Source organism: Streptomyces yongxingensis (assembly GCF_055597465.1).
In genome coordinates this window covers 6,969,845-6,991,630 of record NZ_CM145717.1, presented here as the reverse complement: position 1 = coordinate 6,991,630, position 21,786 = coordinate 6,969,845, and the positions used below count along the sequence as shown (strand labels likewise).

The 21,786-nt window shown below is 71.4% G+C and carries 16 protein-coding genes; 9 read left to right on the top strand and 7 right to left on the bottom strand.

Annotated elements, in window-relative coordinates; translation table 11 throughout:
* Positions 1-56: 56 nt before the first annotated feature.
* From ACZ6TD_RS30270 to iolC, 6 genes are all read right to left on the bottom strand, one after another.
* The gene (locus ACZ6TD_RS30270; protein WP_471343227.1) at positions 57-2,813 is read right to left on the bottom strand and encodes a type 1 periplasmic-binding domain-containing protein; all 2,757 of its coding nucleotides are present in this window, start codon (positions 2,811-2,813) and stop codon (positions 57-59) included.
* Positions 2,814-3,012: 199 nt separating this feature from the next.
* Complete coding sequence (locus tag ACZ6TD_RS30265) at positions 3,013-4,509, bottom strand: CoA-acylating methylmalonate-semialdehyde dehydrogenase (protein WP_471343224.1); 1,497 nt, start codon at positions 4,507-4,509, stop codon at positions 3,013-3,015.
* Positions 4,510-4,537: 28 nt separating this feature from the next.
* Positions 4,538-6,424 carry a 3D-(3,5/4)-trihydroxycyclohexane-1,2-dione acylhydrolase (decyclizing) gene (gene iolD, locus ACZ6TD_RS30260; protein WP_471343223.1) on the bottom strand — a complete coding sequence of 629 codons (1,887 nt, stop codon included), beginning with the start codon at positions 6,422-6,424 and terminating at the stop codon, positions 4,538-4,540.
* Positions 6,421-7,326: a 5-deoxy-glucuronate isomerase gene (iolB, locus tag ACZ6TD_RS30255; RefSeq protein ID WP_471343220.1), complete on the bottom strand. Its 906-nt coding sequence runs from the start codon at positions 7,324-7,326 to the stop codon at positions 6,421-6,423. The genes iolD and iolB overlap by 4 nt, the downstream gene beginning before the upstream one ends.
* Before the next feature lie 29 nt (positions 7,327-7,355).
* Positions 7,356-8,243: a Cgl0159 family (beta/alpha)8-fold protein gene (locus ACZ6TD_RS30250; protein ID WP_471343219.1), complete on the bottom strand. Its 888-nt coding sequence runs from the start codon at positions 8,241-8,243 to the stop codon at positions 7,356-7,358.
* Positions 8,244-8,499: 256 nt separating this feature from the next.
* Positions 8,500-9,447: a 5-dehydro-2-deoxygluconokinase gene (gene iolC, locus ACZ6TD_RS30245; RefSeq protein ID WP_471343218.1), complete on the bottom strand. Its 948-nt coding sequence runs from the start codon at positions 9,445-9,447 to the stop codon at positions 8,500-8,502.
* Between the two features lie 280 nt (positions 9,448-9,727).
* Here iolC and ACZ6TD_RS30240 point away from each other — a divergent pair, with 280 nt between their 5' ends.
* The 6 genes from ACZ6TD_RS30240 (at position 9,728) to ACZ6TD_RS30215 (ending at position 15,370) form a co-directional block, all read left to right on the top strand.
* Positions 9,728-10,738 (top strand): sugar ABC transporter substrate-binding protein, encoded by a 1,011-nt coding sequence (locus ACZ6TD_RS30240; RefSeq protein ID WP_191068811.1) that lies wholly within the window; start codon positions 9,728-9,730, stop codon positions 10,736-10,738.
* A gap of 7 nt (positions 10,739-10,745) precedes the next feature.
* A complete protein-coding gene (locus ACZ6TD_RS30235) occupies positions 10,746-11,816 on the top strand; it encodes an ABC transporter permease (RefSeq protein WP_471343216.1) in 1,071 nt (356 codons plus the stop codon).
* Between the two features lie 5 nt (positions 11,817-11,821).
* Complete coding sequence (locus ACZ6TD_RS30230; protein WP_471343214.1) at positions 11,822-12,697, top strand: ATP-binding cassette domain-containing protein; 876 nt, start codon at positions 11,822-11,824, stop codon at positions 12,695-12,697.
* A 110-nt stretch (positions 12,698-12,807) separates the two neighbouring features.
* Complete coding sequence (locus tag ACZ6TD_RS30225) at positions 12,808-13,728, top strand: sugar phosphate isomerase/epimerase family protein (RefSeq protein WP_471343211.1); 921 nt, start codon at positions 12,808-12,810, stop codon at positions 13,726-13,728.
* An 85-nt stretch (positions 13,729-13,813) separates the two neighbouring features.
* Positions 13,814-14,833, top strand: coding sequence for a Gfo/Idh/MocA family protein (locus tag ACZ6TD_RS30220; protein ID WP_471343209.1), 1,020 nt, complete (start codon positions 13,814-13,816; stop codon positions 14,831-14,833).
* Positions 14,834-15,160: 327 nt separating this feature from the next.
* Positions 15,161-15,370, top strand: a complete 210-nt coding sequence (locus tag ACZ6TD_RS30215; protein WP_471343208.1) for a helix-turn-helix transcriptional regulator — start codon at positions 15,161-15,163, stop codon at positions 15,368-15,370.
* 100 nt (positions 15,371-15,470) lie between these two features.
* Here the strand turns inward: ACZ6TD_RS30215 and ACZ6TD_RS30210 are convergent, their stop codons facing one another.
* Positions 15,471-17,795 carry an MMPL family transporter gene (locus tag ACZ6TD_RS30210; RefSeq protein WP_471343207.1) on the bottom strand — a complete coding sequence of 775 codons (2,325 nt, stop codon included), beginning with the start codon at positions 17,793-17,795 and terminating at the stop codon, positions 15,471-15,473.
* A gap of 167 nt (positions 17,796-17,962) precedes the next feature.
* On the opposite strand from ACZ6TD_RS30210, the gene ACZ6TD_RS30205 reads away from it, so the two are divergent.
* From ACZ6TD_RS30205 to ACZ6TD_RS30195, 3 genes are all read left to right on the top strand, one after another.
* Complete coding sequence (locus ACZ6TD_RS30205; protein ID WP_471343205.1) at positions 17,963-18,622, top strand: TetR family transcriptional regulator; 660 nt, start codon at positions 17,963-17,965, stop codon at positions 18,620-18,622.
* Positions 18,623-18,844: 222 nt separating this feature from the next.
* The gene (locus ACZ6TD_RS30200; RefSeq protein WP_471343203.1) at positions 18,845-19,069 is read left to right on the top strand and encodes a heavy-metal-associated domain-containing protein; all 225 of its coding nucleotides are present in this window, start codon (positions 18,845-18,847) and stop codon (positions 19,067-19,069) included.
* Between the two features lie 85 nt (positions 19,070-19,154).
* A complete protein-coding gene (locus ACZ6TD_RS30195; protein ID WP_471343200.1) occupies positions 19,155-21,464 on the top strand; it encodes a heavy metal translocating P-type ATPase in 2,310 nt (769 codons plus the stop codon).
* Positions 21,465-21,786 lie beyond the last annotated feature (322 nt).

The following is a 21,786-nucleotide window of genomic DNA, read 5'->3' as shown; positions in this document are numbered from 1 at the left end:
CCGGCCCGGGATCAGTCCTCGCACGCATCACATCGTGTGTGCCACATCCCAGTGGCTCACCTGTCCCTGGGACATGAGAACTTCCCGTGCGGCCCCCAGTGCGCTATCCGTCCCGCCGGGTTCTGGGTGAACGCGCCGCAGTACAGCACCGGCTCCGAGCCCCGGTCGGTGTGGTGCAGGATCACCACCGGCTTGTCCCGGGGCACCGAGCGGCCCCGCCCGACGTCCAGATAGCCGCTGGCGCCCTGCTTCCGTATGCCGTTGTCGAGGCCGATCTGCACATTGGAGCGCTCCACGTTGTCCGTGCTGCGGAAGGCCCGGTTGGCGGCCTCGGCCATCAGCTGCATCGCGTCGTACGCCAGGGCGGCCCGTCCGTCGTCGCGCCACAGGTCATGGGATCCGAAGTCCCGGGCGTAGTCGGCGTTGAACTTCTTGGCGATGTCGCTCAGCCGCGGATGGCCCGCGGGCAGCACGTGGACGGTGTGGTACAGCCGCAGCCAGGGCCGGTCCGCGTACTCACCGGCGAGGGCGGCGGTGGTGAGGTCATTGCCGCCGAGCACCGTGAGCTTCCTGCCCTCGCACGCCGTGTTGTCCCCGAAGTCGTCGAGGAACGCGCTGAACTGGAGGGCGCGGGAGGCCCAGTAGACGACCGTCCGGGGGTTGGCGGTGATCCGCTCGCACACCGCGTCGGCCAGCTCGCCGATGCTCTCCTTACGGGCGACACCGTCCTTCGGCGGCTGCCCCTGGGCGAGACCGCCGCCCCGCCCGCCGGGGGTGTACTCCAGGGTGAACGGCCGGGCGCCGAACCGCTCGGCGAACAGCGTCCCTATCTCGTCGCTGTACAGATCCCGGGGATCCTTGACGACCACGGCGGCGCGGGCCGGGGAGCAGCTCCCGATGCCGTCGTCCATGATGTTGCCCCGGTGGGCGAAGTCGGCCTCGACCGCGGCCTCGCGGCTGTTGGTGGGCGCCACCCTGCGGTAGTACCCGTCCACCTGCATCAGATCCGCCGTGGCCGTGGTGCCCACGACGGGGATGCGCGCGGCGCCCAGGATGCGCACGGCCTCCTGGGTCTGCTTCAGGCTCTTGGAGAAGCCCACCACGCCGATGATCCCGGAGCCCTTCTCACGGGCGTCCTCGGCGACCTGGCGGGCGATGCGGGGCGCGCCCGCGAAGTTCTCCCCCGCGTTACGGCTGTCGACGCGCAGCCAGACCTTCTGGGAGTCGTTGCTCGCCTCGTCGTTCAGCGCGCGCTGGGCCAGGGCGATACCGCGCAGCTCGGGCACCGCCGCGTTGTACCGCTGCCCCTCCTGGTCGGCGGCCACGTCAGAGCCGATGTGCACCACCGTACGGGCGGTGCCGCCGTGGTCCCCGACCTCGCGGTCCACCCGTGCGTTCTCCTCGCGGATCAGCCGCCGGGCGTCCTCGTACTGCTTCCGCGGCGAGTCCGCGCTCAGCTCGGGGCGGCCCGCGACGACCTCGCTGGACGCCCCGCCCAGACAGCCGCGGTCCGGCTCGTCGGTGATCCGGTCGACCAGCCACACACCCGGCGCGCTCAGCAGGGCCGCCACCACGGCCCCGGTCAGGGCCAGCTCGGCGGCCGGGCCGAGCCGGAAGGTGCGCGGCGAGACGGGGTCGAGGTCCAGCGCCTCCGACTCCGGCACGGGCTCGGGCAGCGCGGCGCGCAGCGGCCGGGGCGCCCGCGACGGCATCCCGCTCGCGCCGCGCAGCCGGGCGGCCGCCCGGCCCAGCCCTCCGCCCTCTCCCTCGGCCACCCCGCCGGGCGGGGGCACGGCCGCCCCGTCAGCCCGGGACGCGTGCGCCCCGTCAGCGCGGGACGCGGCCGGCCCGCCCGCCGGGGCCACGGCCACCACCACGACCGCCGCGCACCGGGTGTCCCGGGCGGCCTCTCCGTACGCCTCCAGGAAGCGCTCCCCGGCCGCCGCACCCGCGGCGTCCTCCGGCAGCTCCAGCAGAAAGACGCACCGGGTGCGCCGCCGGCGCCGCCAGGGCGAGATCCGGCCCGGCCGCGCCGCGCGCCGCAGATCCGCCAGCAGCGCGCGCAACAGCAGCTCCTCCCACCGGCCGACCGCCGCCTCCCCGTCCCGCGCGCGCTCGGCGCGCACCAGCCGCGCGGCGTTCTCGAAGAACTCCTCGGCGGTGCGGCCATGGCTGATGCGCCGCCAGTCCGCGTACCAGCCGCGCCGGGTGGAGCGCAGCAGCCGACGGGTCCGGCGCCGCCCCCACCACCAGCGCGGCAGCAGCTGGAAGAGGGGGCGCACCAGCAGCCGGCGCAGCTCCGCGACCCAGCCCGGCCCCGGCGTGCTCCCCGACCCGTTGTCACCGCCTTCGCCGCCGAGCGTCCACAACGCCCGCAGCAGCGGCCCTCGTGCGATCCGCCGGGCGTAGCAGTGGTCGCGCAGCGCACCGCCGTCCGGCTCGGGGGCCCGCGGGTCCAGCGCCTGCTCGACGATGTCCCGCATCAGCCAGAAATCGGTGAGCCGCAGACCGCCGGTGCGGCGGGGCACATCGACGCACAGCTCCCGGCCGAGGTCCAGCGTCAGCGGCCGCCGCCCGGCGGCCCCGCGGATCTCATCGGGGCCCAGCGCCGCGTACGGCACCCGCTTGGCGCCGTCCGGATAGAGCATCCGGCGCAAGCCCCGCATCGCCCGGTGGGCGCGGGCCGCCGCCCCCTCGCCGCCCGCGAGCAGCAGCACGGGCGGCAGCAGATCCCGCGCCTTGGCCTTTCGGTCCCGAGGCACCACGGCGCCCTTGAACGCCTCGATGAACTCCTCGGTCCCTTCTCCCTCCATGAACCCAGGCACGTCGCCTCCCCCGTTTTCCCCCGGCTTCCCGTGCTTGTTGCGCCTGGGATCCCCGCCCGTCACAACGGCGAAACCCCCTGCCGGACCGGGTCCGGCAGGGGGCGGGCAAACCACTCATACGTGCGAATCACACGTCACACACGCCTCAGTGGCCTCAGTGGTTCTTCACCCTCAGTGGTTCTACGCCTCAGTGGTTCTTCGGGAAGCCGAGGTTGATGCCGACCTCCTCCGACGGCTCCGGCCAGCGGGTGGTGACGACCTTGCCGCGGGTGTAGAAGTGCACCCCGTCGTTGCCGTAGATGTGGTGGTCGCCGAAGAGCGAGTCCTTCCAGCCGCCGAAGGAGTGGTAGCCCACCGGCACCGGGATCGGCACATTGACGCCGACCATGCCCGCCTCCACCTCCAGCTGGAAGCGGCGGGCGGCGCCGCCGTCGCGGGTGAAGATGGCCGTGCCGTTGCCCCACTGCGAGCTGTTGATCAGCGCGATGGCCTCGTCGTAGGTCTCGGCACGTACCACGCACAGCACCGGGCCGAAGATCTCGTCACGGTAGGCGTCGGCCGTCGGCGGGACCCGGTCCAGCAGCGAGACACCGATGAAGAAGCCGTTCTCATGGCCCTCGACGGTGTACCCCGTGCCGTCCACGACCACCTCGGCGCCCTGGGCCGCGGCCCCGTGGACATAGGAGGCGACCTTGTCGCGGTGCTCCTTGGTGATGAGCGGGCCCATCTCGGAGGCCGGGTCGTTCCCGGGGCCGATCCGCAGGCGGGCGGCCCGGTCGGCGATCTTCTTCACCAGCTCGTCGCCCGCGTCGCCGACGGCGACCACGACGGAGACCGCCATGCAGCGCTCACCGGCCGAGCCGTAGGCCGCGTTGATGGCGTTGTCCGCCGCGAAGTCCAGATCGGCGTCGGGCAGCACCAGCATGTGGTTCTTGGCGCCGCCGAGCGCCTGCACCCGCTTGCCGTGCTCGACGGCCCTGGACTGGATGTACTTCGCGATCGGCGTGGAGCCCACGAAGCTGACGGCCGCGACGTCCGGGTGCTCCAGCAGCCGGTCGACGGCCACCTTGTCGCCGTTGACCACGTTCAGCACCCCGTCCGGCAGCCCCGCCTCGGAGGCCAGCTCGGCCAGCCGGTGGGAGGCCGAGGGGTCCTTCTCGCTGGGCTTGAGGACGAAGGTGTTACCGCAGGCGATGGCCACCGGGAACATCCACAGCGGCACCATCGCCGGGAAGTTGAACGGAGTGATGCCCGCGACCACACCCAGCGGCTGGCGGATCGAGGAGACGTCGACCCCGGTGGAGACCTGGGTGGACAGCTCGCCCTTCAGCTTCTCGGCGATCCCGCAGGCCAGCTCCACGATCTCCAGACCGCGGGCCACCTCGCCGAGCGCGTCCGAGTGGACCTTGCCGTGCTCGGCGGTGATCAGCTCGGCGATCTCGTCGCGGTGGGCGTCCAGCAGCTCGCGGTACTTGTAGAGGATCGCGGTGCGCCTGGACAGCGAAATGGTGCCCCAGGAGCGGTACGCCTCCTTGGCCGCGGCCACGGCCGCGTCGACCTCGTCCACGGAGGCCAGGGCGACCTGGGTGTCCTGGGCGCCGGTGGCGGGGTTGTAGACCGGTCCGTACGCGCCGGTCGCGCCCTCGACGGTCTTTCCGCCGATCCAGTGGTTGACGGTCTTCATGGGTGCGGAGCCTTTCTCTCGAAAAACGTCAGAGGTGGCGGCGGCGTGCGGCGGCCTGCCGGTCGTAGTCCTCGCGGGCCTTCACGGCGGCCGGACGGGTCGCGGTCTGGGCGACAGGCACATCCCACCACGCCTGTGCCTCGGGTGCGCCGGACACTGTGTCGGCCGTTTCGGTCTCCACATAGACACATGTGGGCCGGTCCGAGGCGCGGGCCTCGGCGAGCGCCGCCCGCAGCTCGCCCACGGTCTTCGCGCGCAGCACGTCCATGCCCAGCGAGGCGGCGTTGGCGGCCAGGTCGACCGGGAGCGGATCGCCGGTGTACTGCCCGTCGGCCGCCCGGAAGCGGTAGGCGGTGCCGAAGCGCTCGGCGCCGGTGGTCTCCGACAGACCGCCGATCGAGGCGTAGCCGTGGTTCTGGAACAGCACGATGTTGATGTTGATGCCCTCCTGGACCGCGGTGACGATCTCGGTGGGCATCATCAGATACGTACCGTCGCCGACCAGCGCCCAGACCGGGGTGCCGGGCGCCGCGAGCCGTACGCCGATGGCGCCGGGGATCTCGTATCCCATGCAGGAGTAGCCGTATTCGAGGTGGTACTGGCGCGGGGAGCGGGCGCGCCACAGCTTGTGGAGGTCGCCCGGCAGCGAGCCCGCCGCGTTGATCACCACGTCCTCGTCGCCGACGACCGCGTCCAGCGCGCCCAGCACCTGGGTCTGGGACGGGCGGGCGGTCTCGTCCCCGGCGGCGTAGGCGGCGTCCACCCGGCGCTCCCACGCGGTCTTCCCCTGGCGGTACTCGGCCTCGTACGTCTCGTCCACCCGGTGGCCCGCCAGCTCGGCGGTGAGCGCCTCGAGCGCGGCGCGGGCGTCGGCGACCACGGTGGTGGCGCCGAGCTTGTGGGCGTCGAACGGCGTGATGTTGAGGTTGAGGAAGCGGACGGCCGGGTCGGCGAACAGGGTCGCGGAGGCGGTGGTGAAGTCGCTGTAGCGGGTGCCCACGCCGATGACCAGGTCGGCGGTGCGGGCCAGGTCGTCCGCGACGGCGGTGCCGGTGTGGCCGATCCCGCCGATGTCGGCGGGGTGGTCGTAGCGCAGCGAGCCCTTGCCCGCCTGGGTGGAGGCCACCGGGATGCCGGTCGCGTCCACGAGGGCGCGCAAGCTGTCCTCCGCCTCGCTGTGGTGGACCCCGCCGCCCGCGACGATCAGCGGCCGGCGGGCGGCGCGGATGGTCCGCGCTGCGGCGGCCGCCTCGGCCGCCTCGGGGGCGGGCCGGCGGACGTGCCAGACCCGGTCGGCGAAGAACTCCTCGGGCCAGTCGAACGCCTCGGCCTGGACGTCCTGCGGCAGGGCCAGGGTGACGGCGCCGGTCTCGGCCGGGTCCGCCAGCACCCGCATGGCCTGGAGCGCGGCCGGGATCAGCGCCTCGGGGCGCACCACCCGGTCGAAGTAGCGGGAGACCGGGCGCAGCGCGTCGTTCACCGAGATGTCGCCCGCGTACGGCACTTCGAGCTGCTGGAGCACCGGGTCGGCGGGCCGGGTGGCGAAGATGTCGCCGGGCAGCAGCAGCACCGGCAGCCGGTTGACGGTGGCGAGCGCGGCACCGGTGACCAGGTTGGTGGCGCCGGGGCCGATGGAGGTGGTGACGGCCTGGGCGGCGAGCCGGTTGTTCTGCCGGGCGTAGCCGACCGCGGCGTGCACCATCGCCTGCTCGTTACGGCCTTGGAGGTACGGCATGGTCTCCGGCCCGGACTCCAGCAGCGCCTGGCCGAGCCCGGCCACATTGCCGTGGCCGAAGATCCCCCAGGTGGCGTTGATCAGGCGATGCCGCTGCCCGTCCCGCTCGGTGTACTGGTGGGCCAGGAACTCCACCAGCGCCTGGGCGACGGTGAGGCGGCGCACTGCCGAATCATTCATCGTGGGTCTCCAGCGGGTGCTTGATAGAGGGGCAGACGGGGGTCGACCGGCTGGTCCGGCCAGGTGGAGCGGATCCAGGCGTGATCGGGGTGGTCGCAGATGAGCCAGGCGCGCTCGGCCTCCGGGCCCGCCATGACGTTCAGGTAGTACATGTCATGCCCGGGGGCGGCGATGGAGGGGCCGTGCCAGCCGTCGGGGATCAGGACGGTGTCCCCGGAGCGGACCTCGGCGAGCACGTCGGTGCCGCGGCCGTGGCCCGACGGGGAGACCCGCTGATAGCCGATGCCCTCGTTGCCGTGGGCCTCGGCGATCTCGAAGTAGTAGATCTCCTCCAGCTCGCTCTCCTCGCCGGGGCGGCACTGGTCGTGCTTGTGCGGCGGGTACGAGGACCAGTTGCCGCCCGGGGTGAGCACCTCGACGGCGATCAGCTTGTCGCACTCGAAGACGTTCGCGGCGCCGAAGTTGTTGACCTGCCGCGAGCAGTTGCCGCTGCCGCGCAGCTCGACGGGGACGGCGGAGGCCGGTCCGTAGCGCGCGGGCAGCCGGCGCTCGCAGCGGGCGCCGGTGAGCGCGAAGCGGCCGCCCGCGCCACTGGCGATCCGGGCGTGGGAGTCGCGCGGCAGATAGACGAAGTCGCTCACCCCGCTGAACACGCTCTCCCGGCCGTGCAGTTCGAAGGTCTCGCCCTCGGCGATCACGGTGCAGCCGCCGCTCAGCGGCAGCACGATCCACTCGCTGTCCCCGGTGGCCAGGGAGTGCGAACCGCCGGGCGGCAGATCGAGGACCCGCAGGCTGGAGTAGCCCCAGCCGGCCCGCTCGGGGTCGATGTCCACGGCGTAGGGGCCGTCGGCCGCCTTGCCGGCCTGCACATGGAAGCCGGGGAACGGATCGGTGGTGGTCATGGCGTGAAGTCTCTGCCTTTCTTACAGCGTCACAGCAGGCCGACGGCGGTGTCCACGGCGGTTTCGACACTGCCCTCCGCCGGATAGAGCAGGGAGCGGCCGACGACCAGCCCCTGCACGGTGGGCAGGCCCAGCGCCTTGCGCCACTTCTCGTACGCCTCCTCCTGGTCCTGCGGAGACTTGCCCACGTCGCCGCCGAGCAACACCGCCGGAAGGGTGCTCGTCTCCATCACCGCCGCCATCTCGTCGGCGTCGTCGGTGACCGGCACCTTCAGCCAGGTGTAGGCGGAGGTTCCGGCGAGGCCGGAGGCGATGGCTATGGACTTGGTGACGGCCTCGGCGGACAGGTCGTTGACGACCTGTCCGCCCGTCCGCCGGGAGATGAACGGCTCGACGAAGACGGGCAGCCGCCGCTCGGCCATGTCGTCGATGGCGCGGGCCGTGGTGACCATGGTGGTCAGCGAACCGGTGTCCTCGTAGTCGATGCGCAGCAGCAGCTTGCCGGCGTCGAAGCGGAGGCGCTCGATGTCCTGGGGGCGGTGTCCGGTGAACCGGTCGTCGAGCTCGAACGAGGCCCCGGCGAGGCCGCCGCGGTTCATCGAGCCCATGACGACCTTGCCGTCGAGGGCGCCGAGCAGCAGCAGGTCCTCGAGGATGTCGGCGGTGGCGAGCACCCCGTCGACCCCGGGCCGGGACAGCGCCACGCACAGCCGCTCCAGCAGCTCGACCCGGTTGGCCATGGCCAGCTTGTGGCCGCCGACGGCGAGGGCGCCGCGCGCCGGGTGATCGGCGGCCACGATCATCAGACGGCCGCTGTCACCGATGAGGGGGCGGCGGACCCGGCGGGCGGCCGCCTCGGCGATGGCCTCCGGGTGGCGGCTGCGCACCGTCACGAGGTCGGAAACGCTGATACTCAAAGTACTTCCTCTCTTTTCGAGGCTCGGTTCGCCTCCGGGGCGCAAAAGTCGCTGTCGACGGTCGACCGTGCTCGGTCGCCCACGCGGCGGAGCCGCATATCGATCGGAGCCCTCGCTCCCTGCGCGCGCTCTCCCTTTCGGCAGCGACGCGCCCCTTCGGCTCGCCCCCAGCTACCGCTGGGAGGTACCCCCAGCCGGTCGGACGGGGACACCCGTAACGATGGGCACCCAGCGGCCTCACCACTGGGCCCCGGGGTCAGTCCCCACCGAGCAGGGCCTCGACCTCCGCTTCCGTGGGCATCGCGGAGGAGCAGGCGAGGCGGGACGCGACGATGGCACCCGCCGCGTTGGCGTACCGCATGACGTGCTCCAGGGGTGAGCCCGAGAGCAGCCCGTGGCACAGGGCGCCGCCGAACGCGTCGCCCGCGCCGAGCCCGTTGACCACCTCGACCGGGACCGGCGGGACCTCCGCGGTGGTGCCGTCGCGGTGCACGGCGAGCACCCCGCGCGGGCCCTGTTTGACGATGGCGATCTCCACCCCCGCGTCCAGCAGCGCCTGCGCGCACGCCTTGGGCTCGCGCGCACCCGTGGCGATCTCGCACTCGTCCACGTTGCCGACGGCGACGGTGGCGTGGCGCAGCGCCTCGGCGTAGAAGGGGCGGGCGGTCTCCGGGTCGGCCCAGAACATCGGCCGCCAGTCGAGGTCGAAGACGGTGGTGCCGCTCTTGGCGCGGGCGGCGAGCGCGGCGAGGGTGCTGGTGCGGCTGGGCTCCTCGCTGAGCCCGGTGCCGGTCATCCAGAAGATCCGGGCGGCGCGGATGGCGTCGAGGTCCAGCTCATCGGAGTGGATCTCCAGATCGGGCGCCTTGGGGCGGCGGTAGAAGTACAGCGGGAAGTCGTCCGGCGGGAAGATCTCGCAGAAGGTGATCGGGGTGGGGTACTCCTCGACGGGGGTGACGAAGCGGTCGTCCACCCCGAAGGCCCGCAGCTCCTGGTGGATGTAGTCGCCGAACGGATCCGCCCCGGTGCGGCTGATCACCGCGGTGCGACGGCCGAAGCGGGCCGCGGAGACCGCGACATTGGTCGCCGAGCCGCCGAGAAACTTTCCGAACGATTCAACCTGCGGCAGTGGCACACCGGTCTGCAGTGGATAGAGGTCCACTCCGATGCGGCCCATCGTGATCAGGTCGTACGGCTCACTCATGCCTGCCCCTTCGGGAAAGACGCAGCTCAGGGTCTGGTGCTCAGAACTCCGGGATCCGCCCCGGCCCTTCAGGTCTAGACGTGTGCCCGCCCACTGTCAAGACTTTGTCCTTACATACGGACGTAATCACCCAGGTCCATGGGGCGTGTTATCGCCTCGTTACGTCCAGATGAAATGTTGTCATGACAAAGTCTTGACAGTGGCCACCCACGGGGAGAGGCTCCCGTTCTGCAACGGCCGTGCTGATTCGACGGACCTGGCTTGAGAGGTGCTGGAACAGATGGACCTCAGACTCAATCGACACCGCAGAGCGGGCCTCGCCGCACTCGCCACCGCAGCCGCCCTCCTGGCGGCGGGCTGCAGCAGTCAGGGTGGCAAGAAGGCCCAGGAAGCCGACGCCGGCCTCGCGGCCGGGAAGGCCGACACCCCGCGGATGAGGATCGCGATGATCACCCACGCGGCCCCGGGCGACACCTTCTGGGACACGGTGCGCAAGGGCGCCAAGACCGCGGCGGCCAAGGACAACGTCGACCTCGTCTACTCCAGCAACCCCAACGGAGCCGACCAGGCCAACCTGATCCAGAACGCGATCAACCAGAAGGTCGACGGCATCGCCGTCACCCTCGCCAAGCCCGACGCCATGAAGGGCGCGATAGCCAAGGCCAAGAAGGCCGGGATCCCGGTCGTCGCCTTCAACGCCGGACTCGACCAGTGGAAGGACATGGGTCTGCTGGAGTACTTCGGCCAGGACGAGAACATCGCGGGCCAGGCGTTCGGCAAGCACCTCAACGAGGTCGGCGCCAAGCACGACATCTGTGTGATCCAGGAGCAGGGCCATGTCGCCCTCGAGGCCCGCTGCGCGGGCGTGAAGAAGACCTTCAAGGGCAAGACCGACATCCTGTACGTCAACGGAACCGACATGCCGTCGGTCAAGTCGACGATCGCCGCGAAGCTCAAGCAGGATTCCAGCATCGACTACGTCGTCACCCTGGGCGCCCCGTTCGCCCTGACCGCCGTGCAGTCCGCGAAGGACGCCGGCGACAAGGCCAAGGTGGCCACCTTCGACCTCAACAAGGACCTCGTCTCCGCGGTGCAGAGCGGCGACGTCCAGTTCGCCGTCGACCAGCAGCCGTATCTCCAGGGCTATCTGTCCATCGACTCCCTGTGGCTCTACAAGAACAACGGCAACTTCAGCGGCGGCGGCGAGCAGCCCGTACTGACCGGGCCCGCGTTCGTCACCAAGGACAACGTGGACACCATCGCCACGTTCGCCAAGAAGGGAACGCGGTGAGCCGGCCATGACCCATACCGCCACCCCGGCGGCCGCCACACCGCCCGCCTCCCCCGCCGTCCCGCCGAAGAGCCGCACCGCCGAGCGCTCGTTCGCCCGGCGGGCGCTGGCCCGGCCCGAGATCGGGGCGCTGGTCGCGGCCGTCGGCGTCTATCTCTTCTTCTTCGCCGTGGCCCCCACCTTCCGGCAGGCCGACTCCTTCGCCACCGTCCTCTACCAGGCGTCCACCATGGGCATCATGGCGCTCGCCGTCTCCCTGCTGATGATCGGCGGCGAGTTCGACCTGTCGGCCGGTGTCGCGGTCACCACCTCGGCGCTGACCGCCAGCATGTTCAGCTTCCAGCTCACCACCAATGTCTGGGTGGGCGTGATCGTCGCCCTGCTGGTCTCGCTCACCGTGGGGCTGATCAACGGACTGCTGCTGATCAAGACCGGGCTGCCCAGCTTCCTGGTCAGCCTCGCCAGCTTCCTGATGCTCCAGGGCGCCAACCTGGCCATCACCAAGCTGCTGACCGGCAATGTCGGCACCGACGCCATCAGCGACATGGACGGCTTCGACCAGGCCAAGTCGCTCTTCGCCTCCGAGATCGGCGTCTTCGGCGTCGATGTGAAGATCACCGTGCTGTGGTGGCTGATCTTCGCCGCCATCGCCACCTGGGTGCTGCTGCGCACCAAGTTGGGCAACTGGATCTTCGCGGCCGGCGGCTCGAAGGAGAGCGCCCGGGCCGTGGGCGTCCCGGTGAACCTCACCAAGGTCGCCCTCTTCATGACGGTGGGCTTCGCGGCCTGGTTCGTGGGCATGCATCTGCTCTTCGAGTACAACACCGTGCAGGCCGGCGAGGGTGTGGGCAACGAGTTCTACTACATCATCGCGGCCGTGATCGGCGGCTGCCTGCTCACCGGCGGCTACGGCTCCGCGATCGGCGCGGTCCTCGGCGCCTTCATCTTCGGCATGGTCAACCAGGGCATCGTCTACGCCAACTGGAACCCCGACTGGTTCAAGTTCTTCGTCGGCGTGATGCTGCTGCTCGCGACCCTCGTCAATCTGTGGGTGCGCCGTCAGGCCGCCAGGAGGTGATCGGAATGGCAACGAACGTCACCAAGGACAGCACCGCACAGGATCCCGCACCGGACGGGGAGCCGGTGGTCCGGCTGCGGGGCGTGGGCAAGCTCTACGGGAACATCCGCGCTCTGGAGGGCATCGACCTGGCCGTCCACCCGGGCCGGGTGACCTGTGTGCTCGGCGACAACGGCGCCGGCAAGTCCACCCTGATCAAGATCATCTCGGGGCTGCACCAGCATGACGAGGGCGAATACCTCGTGGACGGGAAGCCGGTGCGGCTGAACACCCCGCGCGACGCCCTGAACCTGGGCATCGCCACCGTCTACCAGGACCTGGCCACCGTGCCGCTGATGCCGGTGTGGCGGAACTTCTTCCTCGGCTCCGAGCTGACCCGCGGCCCCTGGCCGGTGCGGCGGCTGGACATCCAGCGGATGAAGCAGATCACCGGCGAGGAGCTGTCCGCCATGGGCATCCACCTCGACAACCTGGAGCAGCCCATCGGCACCCTCTCCGGCGGCCAGCGGCAGTCCGTGGCCATCGCCCGGGCGGTCCACTTCGGCGCCCGGGTGCTGATCCTGGACGAGCCGACGGCGGCGCTCGGCGTCAAGCAGTCCGGTGTGGTGCTCAAGTACATCGCGGCGGCGCGCGAGCGCGGGCTCGGCGTCATCTTCATCACCCACAACCCGCACCACGCCTATATGGTCGGCGACCACTTCGCGGTGCTCCGGCTCGGCGCCCTGGAGCTGAACGCGGCGCGCGAGGACGTCAGCCTCGAAGAGCTCACCAACCACATGGCCGGCGGTGCCGAACTGGCCGCGCTCAAGCATGAGCTGGCCCAGGTCCGCGGGGTCGATGTGGACGAGCTGCCGGAGGATGTGACAGCACCTTCCCCCTGACAAGACGTCCGAATGTCCTGACGAAGTCTTGACGGCCACCCGCCCAGCCGGTGAAGCTGCCCAAAGCAGCACGACGCGGGCACCCCAGCACACCGAGGAGACCCTCTGCCATGACTGCCGACGCCTCCCCCGTACCCGCCCTGGACCGCATCCGGGTCGGCTCGGCCCCCGACTCCTGGGGGGTGTGGTTCCCCGACGACGATCAGCAGGTCCCCTGGCAGCGCTTCCTCGACGAGGTCGCGGAGGCCGGCTACGAGTGGATCGAGCTGGGTCCGTACGGCTATCTGCCCACGGACCCGGCCCGGCTCACCGAGGAGACCGGCCGGCGCGGTCTCACGGTCTCGGCGGGCACCGTCTTCACCTCGCTGCACCGCGGCCCCGAGGTCTGGGACGCCACCTGGGAGCACGTCTCCCAGGTGGCCGAGCTGACCCGGGCGATGAACGCGGGGCACCTCGTGGTCATCCCCTCCTTCTGGCGGGACGACAAGACCGCCGAGCTGATCGAGCCCCCGACGCTCACCGCCGAGCAGTGGCGCCACCTGTCCACCGGGATGGAGCGGCTCGGCCGTGAGGTGCGGGAGCGCTTCGGGCTCGACATCGTCGTCCACCCGCATGCCGACACCCATATCGACACCGAGGAGAACGTGGCCCGCTTCCTGGACGCCACCGACTCCGACCTGGTCAACCTCTGCCTGGACACCGGCCACTACGCCTACTGCGGCGGCGACAGCGTCAAGCTGATCGAGACCTACGGCGAGCGCATCGGCTATCTCCACCTCAAGCAGGTCGACCCGGAGATCCTGGCCGATGTGGTGAAGAACGGGGTGCCGTTCGGCCCCGCCGTCCAGCGCGGTGTGATGTGCGAACCGCCGCACGGCATTCCGGAGCTGGGCCCGGTCCTGACCGCGGCCCAGAACCTGGACGTGGATCTGTTCGCCATCGTCGAGCAGGACATGTACCCCTGCCCGCCCGGCCGGCCCTTCCCCATCGCCGAGCGCACCCGGCGCTTCCTGCGCTCCTGCGGCGCCTGACCCCTCCCTTTTCACCCCCCAACGGGCCTTCGCCCCACGGGCCTTCGAACCGTCCAGAGAGCAGAGAGAGAAGAGAGAGCAGTCTATGACCCAGCAGGGAACGCTCGGGGTCGCCGTCATCGGGACCGGCAAGATGGGCGCCGACCATGTCCGCCGCATCAACGATGTGATCAGCGGCGCCCGGGTGGCCGCCGTGGTCGACATCGACGAGGCGCGGGCCAAGGCGGTCGCCGACACCGCCGACGGCTGTCAGGCGTTCACCGACCCGGCCGCCGCGATGGCCGCGCCCGGCGTGGACGCGGTGCTGATCGCCTCGCCGGGGCCCGCGCACGAGGCCGCGCTGCTCAGCGCGTTCGAGCGCGATCTGCCGGTGCTGTGCGAGAAGCCGCTCACCCCGGACTCCGCGTCCGCGCTGCGGGTGCTGGAGGCCGAGCAGCGGCTGGGCCACCGCCGGGTGCAGGTGGGCTTCATGCGCCGCTACGACACCGAGTTCATGAAGCTCAAGGCGCTGCTGGCCGGGGGCGAGCTGGGCCGCCCGCTGCTGCTGCACTGCCGCCACCGCAATGCCTCGGTGCACTCGTACTTCACCAACGAGATGATGATCACCGACTCGGTGGTGCATGAGATGGACCAGTCGCGCTGGCTGCTGGAGCAGGAGATCGCCGCGGTCACCGTGCTCAAGCCGACCCCCAGCTCGCTGTCGCCCGAGCCGCTCAGCGACCCCCAACTGGTGGTCTTCGAGACCACCGGCGGGGCGATCGTCAATGTGGAGATCTTCGCCACCTGCGGCTTCGGCTACCAGGTGCAGGCGGAGGCGGTCTGCGAGCGCGGCACCGCCCGCGTCGGCGACGCCCACGGGATGCTGGTCAACCGGCCCGGCACCTGGGGCGGGGAGATCGCCCCCGACTTCGTGGCCCGCTTCGAGGAGGCGTACGACCGCGAGGTGCAGAGCTGGGTCAACGCCACCCGCCGGGGTGAGGTCGAGGGTCCCAGCGCCTGGGACGGCTATGCCGCGACCGCCGTCAGCGAGGCGGGGGTCCGGGCCCAGGCCACGGGCCGGCGCACGGCCGTCGAGATGATCGAGCGCCCCGCCTTCTACGGCTGACGTCAGCCGACGTCCAGCTTCTCCTGACGCCCAGCGGGCCAGCCGTCTCCCTACGGCCGGCCCGCTGCGGTTGAGCCGCCATGGTTGAGCCGCTGTGGTTGAACCGCTGCGGCAACGGCACCTGAGTCATCGTCCGCTGCGTCACTCGTGCGTCACAGCGGTCACATCTCCACACGCCTCCGTCACAGGTGTTCAACAGCCCCGGGCCGCCCTTCACTCAGCGTCGTTGACCAGACACAGGCTGATGGAACATGAGCAGGCGCGCCGTGGCTCCCCCGACGGCCCCACCGGGCCGTGACCGCGACGCCCTGCGGAAGGGCATGAGAGATGACCGACCGGAGGCTGTGGTCGTACAAGGAGATCGCCGCGCATATCGGTGTGCGGACCGACACCGTACGGTCCTATCGCAAGCACGGCCTGCTGCCGCCCCCCGATCATGTGGAGGGCAGCAAGCCGTACTGGTACGCGGATACGATCCGCTCCTGGGTGGTCCGCAGACCCGGCAACCGTCGCGCCCGGCGTGATGGCAAGGACTAGCGGTGCGGTCGTTCATCTGCGGCTGCGTGGTGGCTGGTCGCGCAGTTCCCCGCGCCCCTTCGGGGCGCAACCGAACCGCACCGGACTTCAGCGAGGCCGCTTAGCGGCCCGCGCTCACCCGGTCCCGCACCTTCTCCCCCTCTCCCTCAACCCCGTCCTCGCCGCCGGTGGCGGCATCCGTGCCGGAGTCCCCGCGGCGTTCGGCCGGAGCGGACTCCCCCTCGCTCAGCCCGAACCGGGTGTGCAGCCGGCGCAGCGGGCCCGGGGCCCACCAGGTGGCCCGGCCGGTCAGCTTCATCACCGCCGGCACCAGCAGCCCGCGCACCACCATCGCGTCCATCAGCACGGCCAGGGCGATACCCAGCCCCAGCATCTTGGTGTTGGTGACCCGCGAGGTGCCGATGCCCACCATCACCACGGCGAGGATCAGCGCCGCCGCCGTGATCAGGCCGCCGGTGCGCCGCAGCCCGAACTCCACCGCCGCCTGATGGTCCCCGGTGCGGTCGTACTCCTCCTTGATCCGGGAGAGCAGGAAGACCCCGTAGTCCATGGAGAGTCCGAAGGCGACGCAGAACATCAGGACGGGCAGGGTGGTCTCGATATCGCCGGAGGTGGTGAAGGAGAGCGGACCGGACAGATGCCCGTCCTGGAAGACCCACACCACCGCGCCGAACATCGCGGTCAGACTGAGCGCGTTGAGCAGCACGGCCTGAATCGGTATCAGCACGCTTCCGGTGAGCAGGAAGACCAGCAGCAGGGTGACGGCGACGATGATGGCCGCGGCCCACGGCAGCCGGTCGGCTATGGAGTCCTTGGTGTCCACCAGGACGGCGGCGGTGCCGGTCACCGAGGTGGTGAACGACGGCTCCTGGGCGCGGATCGTCCGCACCAGGTCCTGGCTGGTGGCGTCCACGGCCTCGCCCTTGGGCTGCACGGTGATCTCCGCCGAGCCACCGGCCAGCCGCGCCGCCTCCGCCGGCCCCGGCTCGGCCACCCGCCGCCCGTCGGCGAACCGGCCCGCCGGGCTGTCCACCCGCAGCACCTGGGGGAGGGCGGAGACCTTGGCGCTGTAGTCGGCGAGGGCCTTGGTGCTGGTGGCGCCCTCGGCGAGGACCTCCACCGCGCCCCCGGGTCCGCCGGGGAAGCCCTCCCGGATGTGCTGCTGCACCACATGGGACTCGGCGCTCGACGGCAGCTGGCGGTCGTCCGCGGTGCCGAACTCCACCCTCAGGAACGGCAGTCCCAGCGCGACCAGACCGGCGACGGTGGCCAGCGCGAACACCGGGGCGCGCCGCATCACCAGCCGGGCGAGCCGCGCCCAGCCCGCTCCGGGCTCACCGCCCCGGGCCGGGCGGCCACGGCGCAGCAGCCGGGTGAGATCCAGTGCGTTGACCCGGTCGCCCAGGAGGATGAGCGCCGCGGGCAGGACCACCAGGGCGGCGGTGGCGGCGATCAGCACCACCGCGATCCCCGCATAGGCGAACGAGCGCAGGAAGTACTGCGGGAAGACCAGCATGGCGGCGAGCGAGGCGGCGACGGTCAGCGCCGAGAAGAGCACGGTGCGCCCGGCGGTGCGCAGCGTGGCCGCGACGGCGGGCAGCTTCTCCGCGCCCCGGCCCAGCTCCTCGCGGAAGCGGCGCACGATGAACAGGGCATAGTCGATGGCGAGTCCGAGGCCGAGCGCGGTGGTCAGGTTCTGCGCGAAGACCGAGACATCGGTGAACTCGGTGAGCCCGCGCAGCACCGCGTCGGTGCCGAGGATCGCGATGATGCCGACGCCGAGCGGCAGCAGGGCGGCCACGGCGCTGCCGAAGACCATCACGAGCAGCACCAGGGTGATGGGCAGGGCGATCATCTCGGCCCGCAGCAGATCCTCCTGGATGGTGGACTGCAGCTCATGGCGGACCGCGACCATCCCGCCGACCCGCACCTCGACCGGGCCGTGGGCGCCCCGGTAGTGGGGCGCTATGCGCTCCAGCGCCTTGCCCGCGGCCGACTCATCGCCCAGGATCCGCGCGGCGATGATCGCCTCGCCCCGGTCCCGGGCCCGCAGCGAGGGCGCGCCGGTGGCCCAGTACGAGGTGACCCCGGTGACCGCCTTCTCGCCCGAGAGCTTCTTGGCCAGCGCCCGGGCCTCGGCGGCGACAGCCGGATCGTCCACGGTCTTCTCACCGCTGTCGACGAGCAGGATCAGATTGGGCTGGGAGGCGGGGAAGCGCTTCTCCAGCGCCTTGGTGGCATACGCGGACTCGGACGCGGGGTCCTCCCAGCCGCCGCTTCCCATCCGGTCGGCGACCCCGCTCCCGGCGACGACGGCCAGCGCGGTGAAGATCAAAGCGATCAGCAGGGACAGCCGAGGACGCGCCGTGACCAGGCGGGTCCACCCTCCGATCCGGTCGTCGGGTGGGCGGTTGACATCGGTCATGGCGCGGTGTCCCCTTCACCTGTGCCCCATGCCGCCACCACATGTCCGTGGGCAGCACGGGTCGCTGATTACCATGGACGGTAAACACGAGCGACCGCTCGCGTTTCTCAAGAATGCGAGCGGGCGCTCGTGTTTGTCAATCGAACACGGAGAGCCGGGGAAAACAGGTGAGCGAGAGCAAGGCGGACCAGCCCGACGAGACGGCGAAGCCGCGCCGCAGACAGGCGCGCGGCGAGCGCCGGATCCAGCAGCTGCTCGACGCCGCCGCCAGCGTCTTCTGCCGCGCCGGCTACACCTCCGCGAGCACCAACGCCATCGCCCGCGAGGCCGGGGTCTCCCCCGGCACGCTGTACCAGTTCTTCCCGAACAAGGAGGCCATCGCCGTCGAGCTCGGCGAGCGCCTCAACCGCCGGATGCTGGAGACCCACGGGGTGGTCTTCACCCTGGAGAACGCCGCGCTGCCCCTGCGCGAACTGCTCGACGCGGTCCTCGACCCGATGATCGAGTTCAACTGCGCGAACCCCGCCTTCCTGACCCTGCTCCAGTCCTCCGACGCGCCGGGCCACTTCCTCGAGGAGCACGCCGCCCTGCACGACTCGATCCAGGACCGCATCAACGAGCTGATCGGCGTCCGCAACCCCGACCTCTCCCCCGAGCGCCGCGCCCACACCGCGAACATGGCGTTCGCCCTGTTCAAGGCCGGGCTGGGGCTGATCCTCGGCCATGAGGGCGCGGAACGGGAGGCGTACGTCGCGGAGTTGAAGACCGCTCTGTACGGCTATCTCGCCCCGGTGCTCGGCACCGAGGGGGTCCCCGCCCGGCCCTGACCCCCCGCGCCACACCTCGTCGCCCGCCCCTCGTCCACCCCTCCTCCACCCCGGCCCGCGGAGGGGCGCGCGCGGGCGCGGGGCACCCGCCACCGACCGGCGCATCACCGGCTTCCATCCATACCCCCTAGGGGTATAGAGTGGGGATTGCCAGGAGACGCTGGGGCATTCCGGTGCCTCCTGCGCACCGACCGTCACGCCCACCCCACACAGGAGAACCCCATGAGCTCCGAGGCAGTCACCACCGTCTACCAGGTGACCGGTATGACCTGCGGCCACTGCGAAGGCGCCGTCGCCGAGGAGATCGGCGCCCTCGACGGCGTCGCCTCCGTCAAGGCCGTGGCGTCCACCGGCCAGGTCACCGTGGTCTCGGCCGCCCCGCTGAACGACGAGACCGTCCGCGCCGCCGTGGACGAGGCGGGCTACGAGCTCGCCGGCCGGGCCTGAGCGAGCCCCCACCAAATCCGCCGGACCGTGCCGCCCTGCTCATACAGTCGCCGTACGGCCCGGCCCTCCTCCCAGGAGACCAGACATGACCAGCACGGCACCCCCCGCCGGGCCCGCCGCCGACACCACGGCGACGGCCGGCGGGCCCTCGCAGGTCGAGCTCGCCATCGGCGGGATGACCTGTGCGTCCTGCGCCGCCCGCGTCGAGAAGAAGCTCAACCGGCTCGACGGCGTCACCGCCACGGTGAACTTCGCCACCGAGAAGGCCAAGGTGTCCTACGGCGCGGGGATCGAGGTCGCCGACCTGATCGCCACCGTCGTCAAAACCGGGTACACCGCCGAGGAACCGCGCCCCGCCGTGCCCGAGCCCCGCGCCCCCGAGGACGCCGCCGCACCGGAGGCCGACCCGCGCGGCGAGGCCGCACCGGACTCCCTGCGCCACCGCATGCTCGTCTCCCTCGCCCTCTCCCTGCCCGTCGTGGTACTGGCGATGGTGCCGTCCCTGCAGTTCGACAACTGGCAGTGGCTCTCGCTCACCCTCGCCGCGCCGGTCGTCGTCTGGGGCGGCGCGCCCTTCCACAAGGCCGCCTGGACGAACGCCCGGCACGGCGCGGCCACCATGGACACCCTCGTCTCCATCGGCACCCTGGCGGCCCTCGGCTGGTCCGCGTGGGCGCTGTTCTTCGGCCACGCGGGCATGCCCGGTATGCGGCACGGCTTCGACCTCACCGTCTCCCGCACCGACGGTTCGTCCTCGATCTATCTGGAGGCGGCGGCCGGAGTGACCGCGCTGATCCTCCTCGGCCGCTATCTGGAGGCGAAGTCCAAGCGGCGGGCGGGCGCGGCGCTGCGCGCGCTGCTGGAGCTCGGCGCCAAGGACGTGGCCGTGCTGCGCGGAGGCAAGGAGGTACGGATCCCCGTCGGCGAGCTGGCCGTCGGTGACCGCTTCGTGGTGCGCCCCGGCGAGAAGATCGCCACCGACGGCGCGGTGGTCGAGGGCTCCTCCGCCGTGGACGCCTCGATGCTGACCGGCGAGTCGGTACCGGTGGACGTGGAGGTCGGCGACGCGGTGGCGGGCGCGACCGTCAACGCGTCGGGCCGGATCGTGGTCGAGGCCACCCGTGTGGGCGCGGACACCCAGCTCTCCCGTATGGCCAAGCTGGTCGAGGACGCGCAGAACGGCAAGGCCGAGGTGCAGCGGCTCGCCGACCGGGTCTCGGGGATCTTCGTACCGATCGTGCTGCTGATCGCCGTCGGCACCCTGCTGGGCTGGCTGCTCACCACGGGCGACTCGGCCGCCGCCTTCACCGCGGCCGTCGCCGTCCTGATCATCGCCTGCCCCTGTGCCCTGGGCCTGGCCACCCCGACCGCGCTCATGGTCGGCACCGGCCGCGGCGCCCAGCTCGGCATCCTGATCAAGGGGCCCGAGGTGCTGGAGTCCACGCGCCGGGTGGACACCGTCGTCCTGGACAAGACCGGCACCGTGACGGCCGGGCAGATGCGGCTGCGCGGGGCCGTCACGGCGCCCGGAGTGGACGAGCGGGAGCTGCTGCGGCTCGCGGGCGCCCTGGAGCACGCCTCCGAGCACCCGATCGCGCGGGCCATCGCGGACGGCGCGGCCGAGCGGATCGGCGACCTCCCGGCGCCCGCGGACTTCCGCTCCGAGCCCGGTCTCGGCGTCCAGGGCACGGTGGACGGCCACGCGGTGCTGGTCGGCCGCGAGAAGCTGCTCGGCGCCTGGGCCATCGAGCTGCCCGAGGACCTCGCGGCCGCCAAGGCGGCGGCCGAGTCGGAGGGGCAGACGGCGGTCGCGGTGGCCTGGGACGGCGAGGCGCGCGGCGTCCTTCTGGTGGCCGACGCCGTCAAGGAGACCAGCGCCGAGGCGGTCGCCCAACTGCGGGCGCTCGGCCTCACCCCGATCCTGCTGACCGGCGACAACCGGCTGGTCGCCGAGGCGGTGGCCCGCGAGGTCGGCATCGACGACGTCATCGCCGAGGTACTTCCGCAGGACAAGGTGGACGTGGTGAAGCGGCTGCGGGGCGAGGGCCGTACGGTCGCCATGGTGGGCGACGGGATCAACGACGCGGCCGCCCTCGCCACCGCCGATCTCGGGCTCGCGATGGGCACGGGCACGGACGCGGCCATCGAGTCCGGGGACCTGACCCTGGTCCGGGGCGACCTACGGGTGGCGGCGGACGCGATCCGGCTGGCGCGCCGGACCCTCGGCACCATCAAGGGCAATCTCTTCTGGGCCTTCGGCTACAACGTCGCCGCGCTGCCGCTCGCGGCGGCCGGACTGCTGAACCCGATGATCGCGGGAGCCGCGATGGCGTTCTCGTCCGTGTTCGTGGTGACGAACAGTCTGCGACTGCGGACCTTCACAGCATCTACATAGATTCACCAAGTCCCCATAAGCCGCACAACACCCATACGGTGGAGCCTCGATCTTCAAATCGAGGCTCTTGCCCTTTTATAGCCCTTATGGCAAGAGACGCAGATCACAGACAACCCAACGTAACCATCGAGGGGGGTCGCGAGTCTAATGGGACGGTGGGGATACGTCTTGGGGGACGGATCCTGCTACGCGTAGCCGGGACGACGTACTCGGGGAGCTTTGAGCGGCCCTCCCGTAGGTACGCGTCCCGGCAGATCGCGTCACCATACGGCCCGCAAGGGCCCCTGGACGCCCGGCCGGATCCCGTGGGGGGAATCCGCTC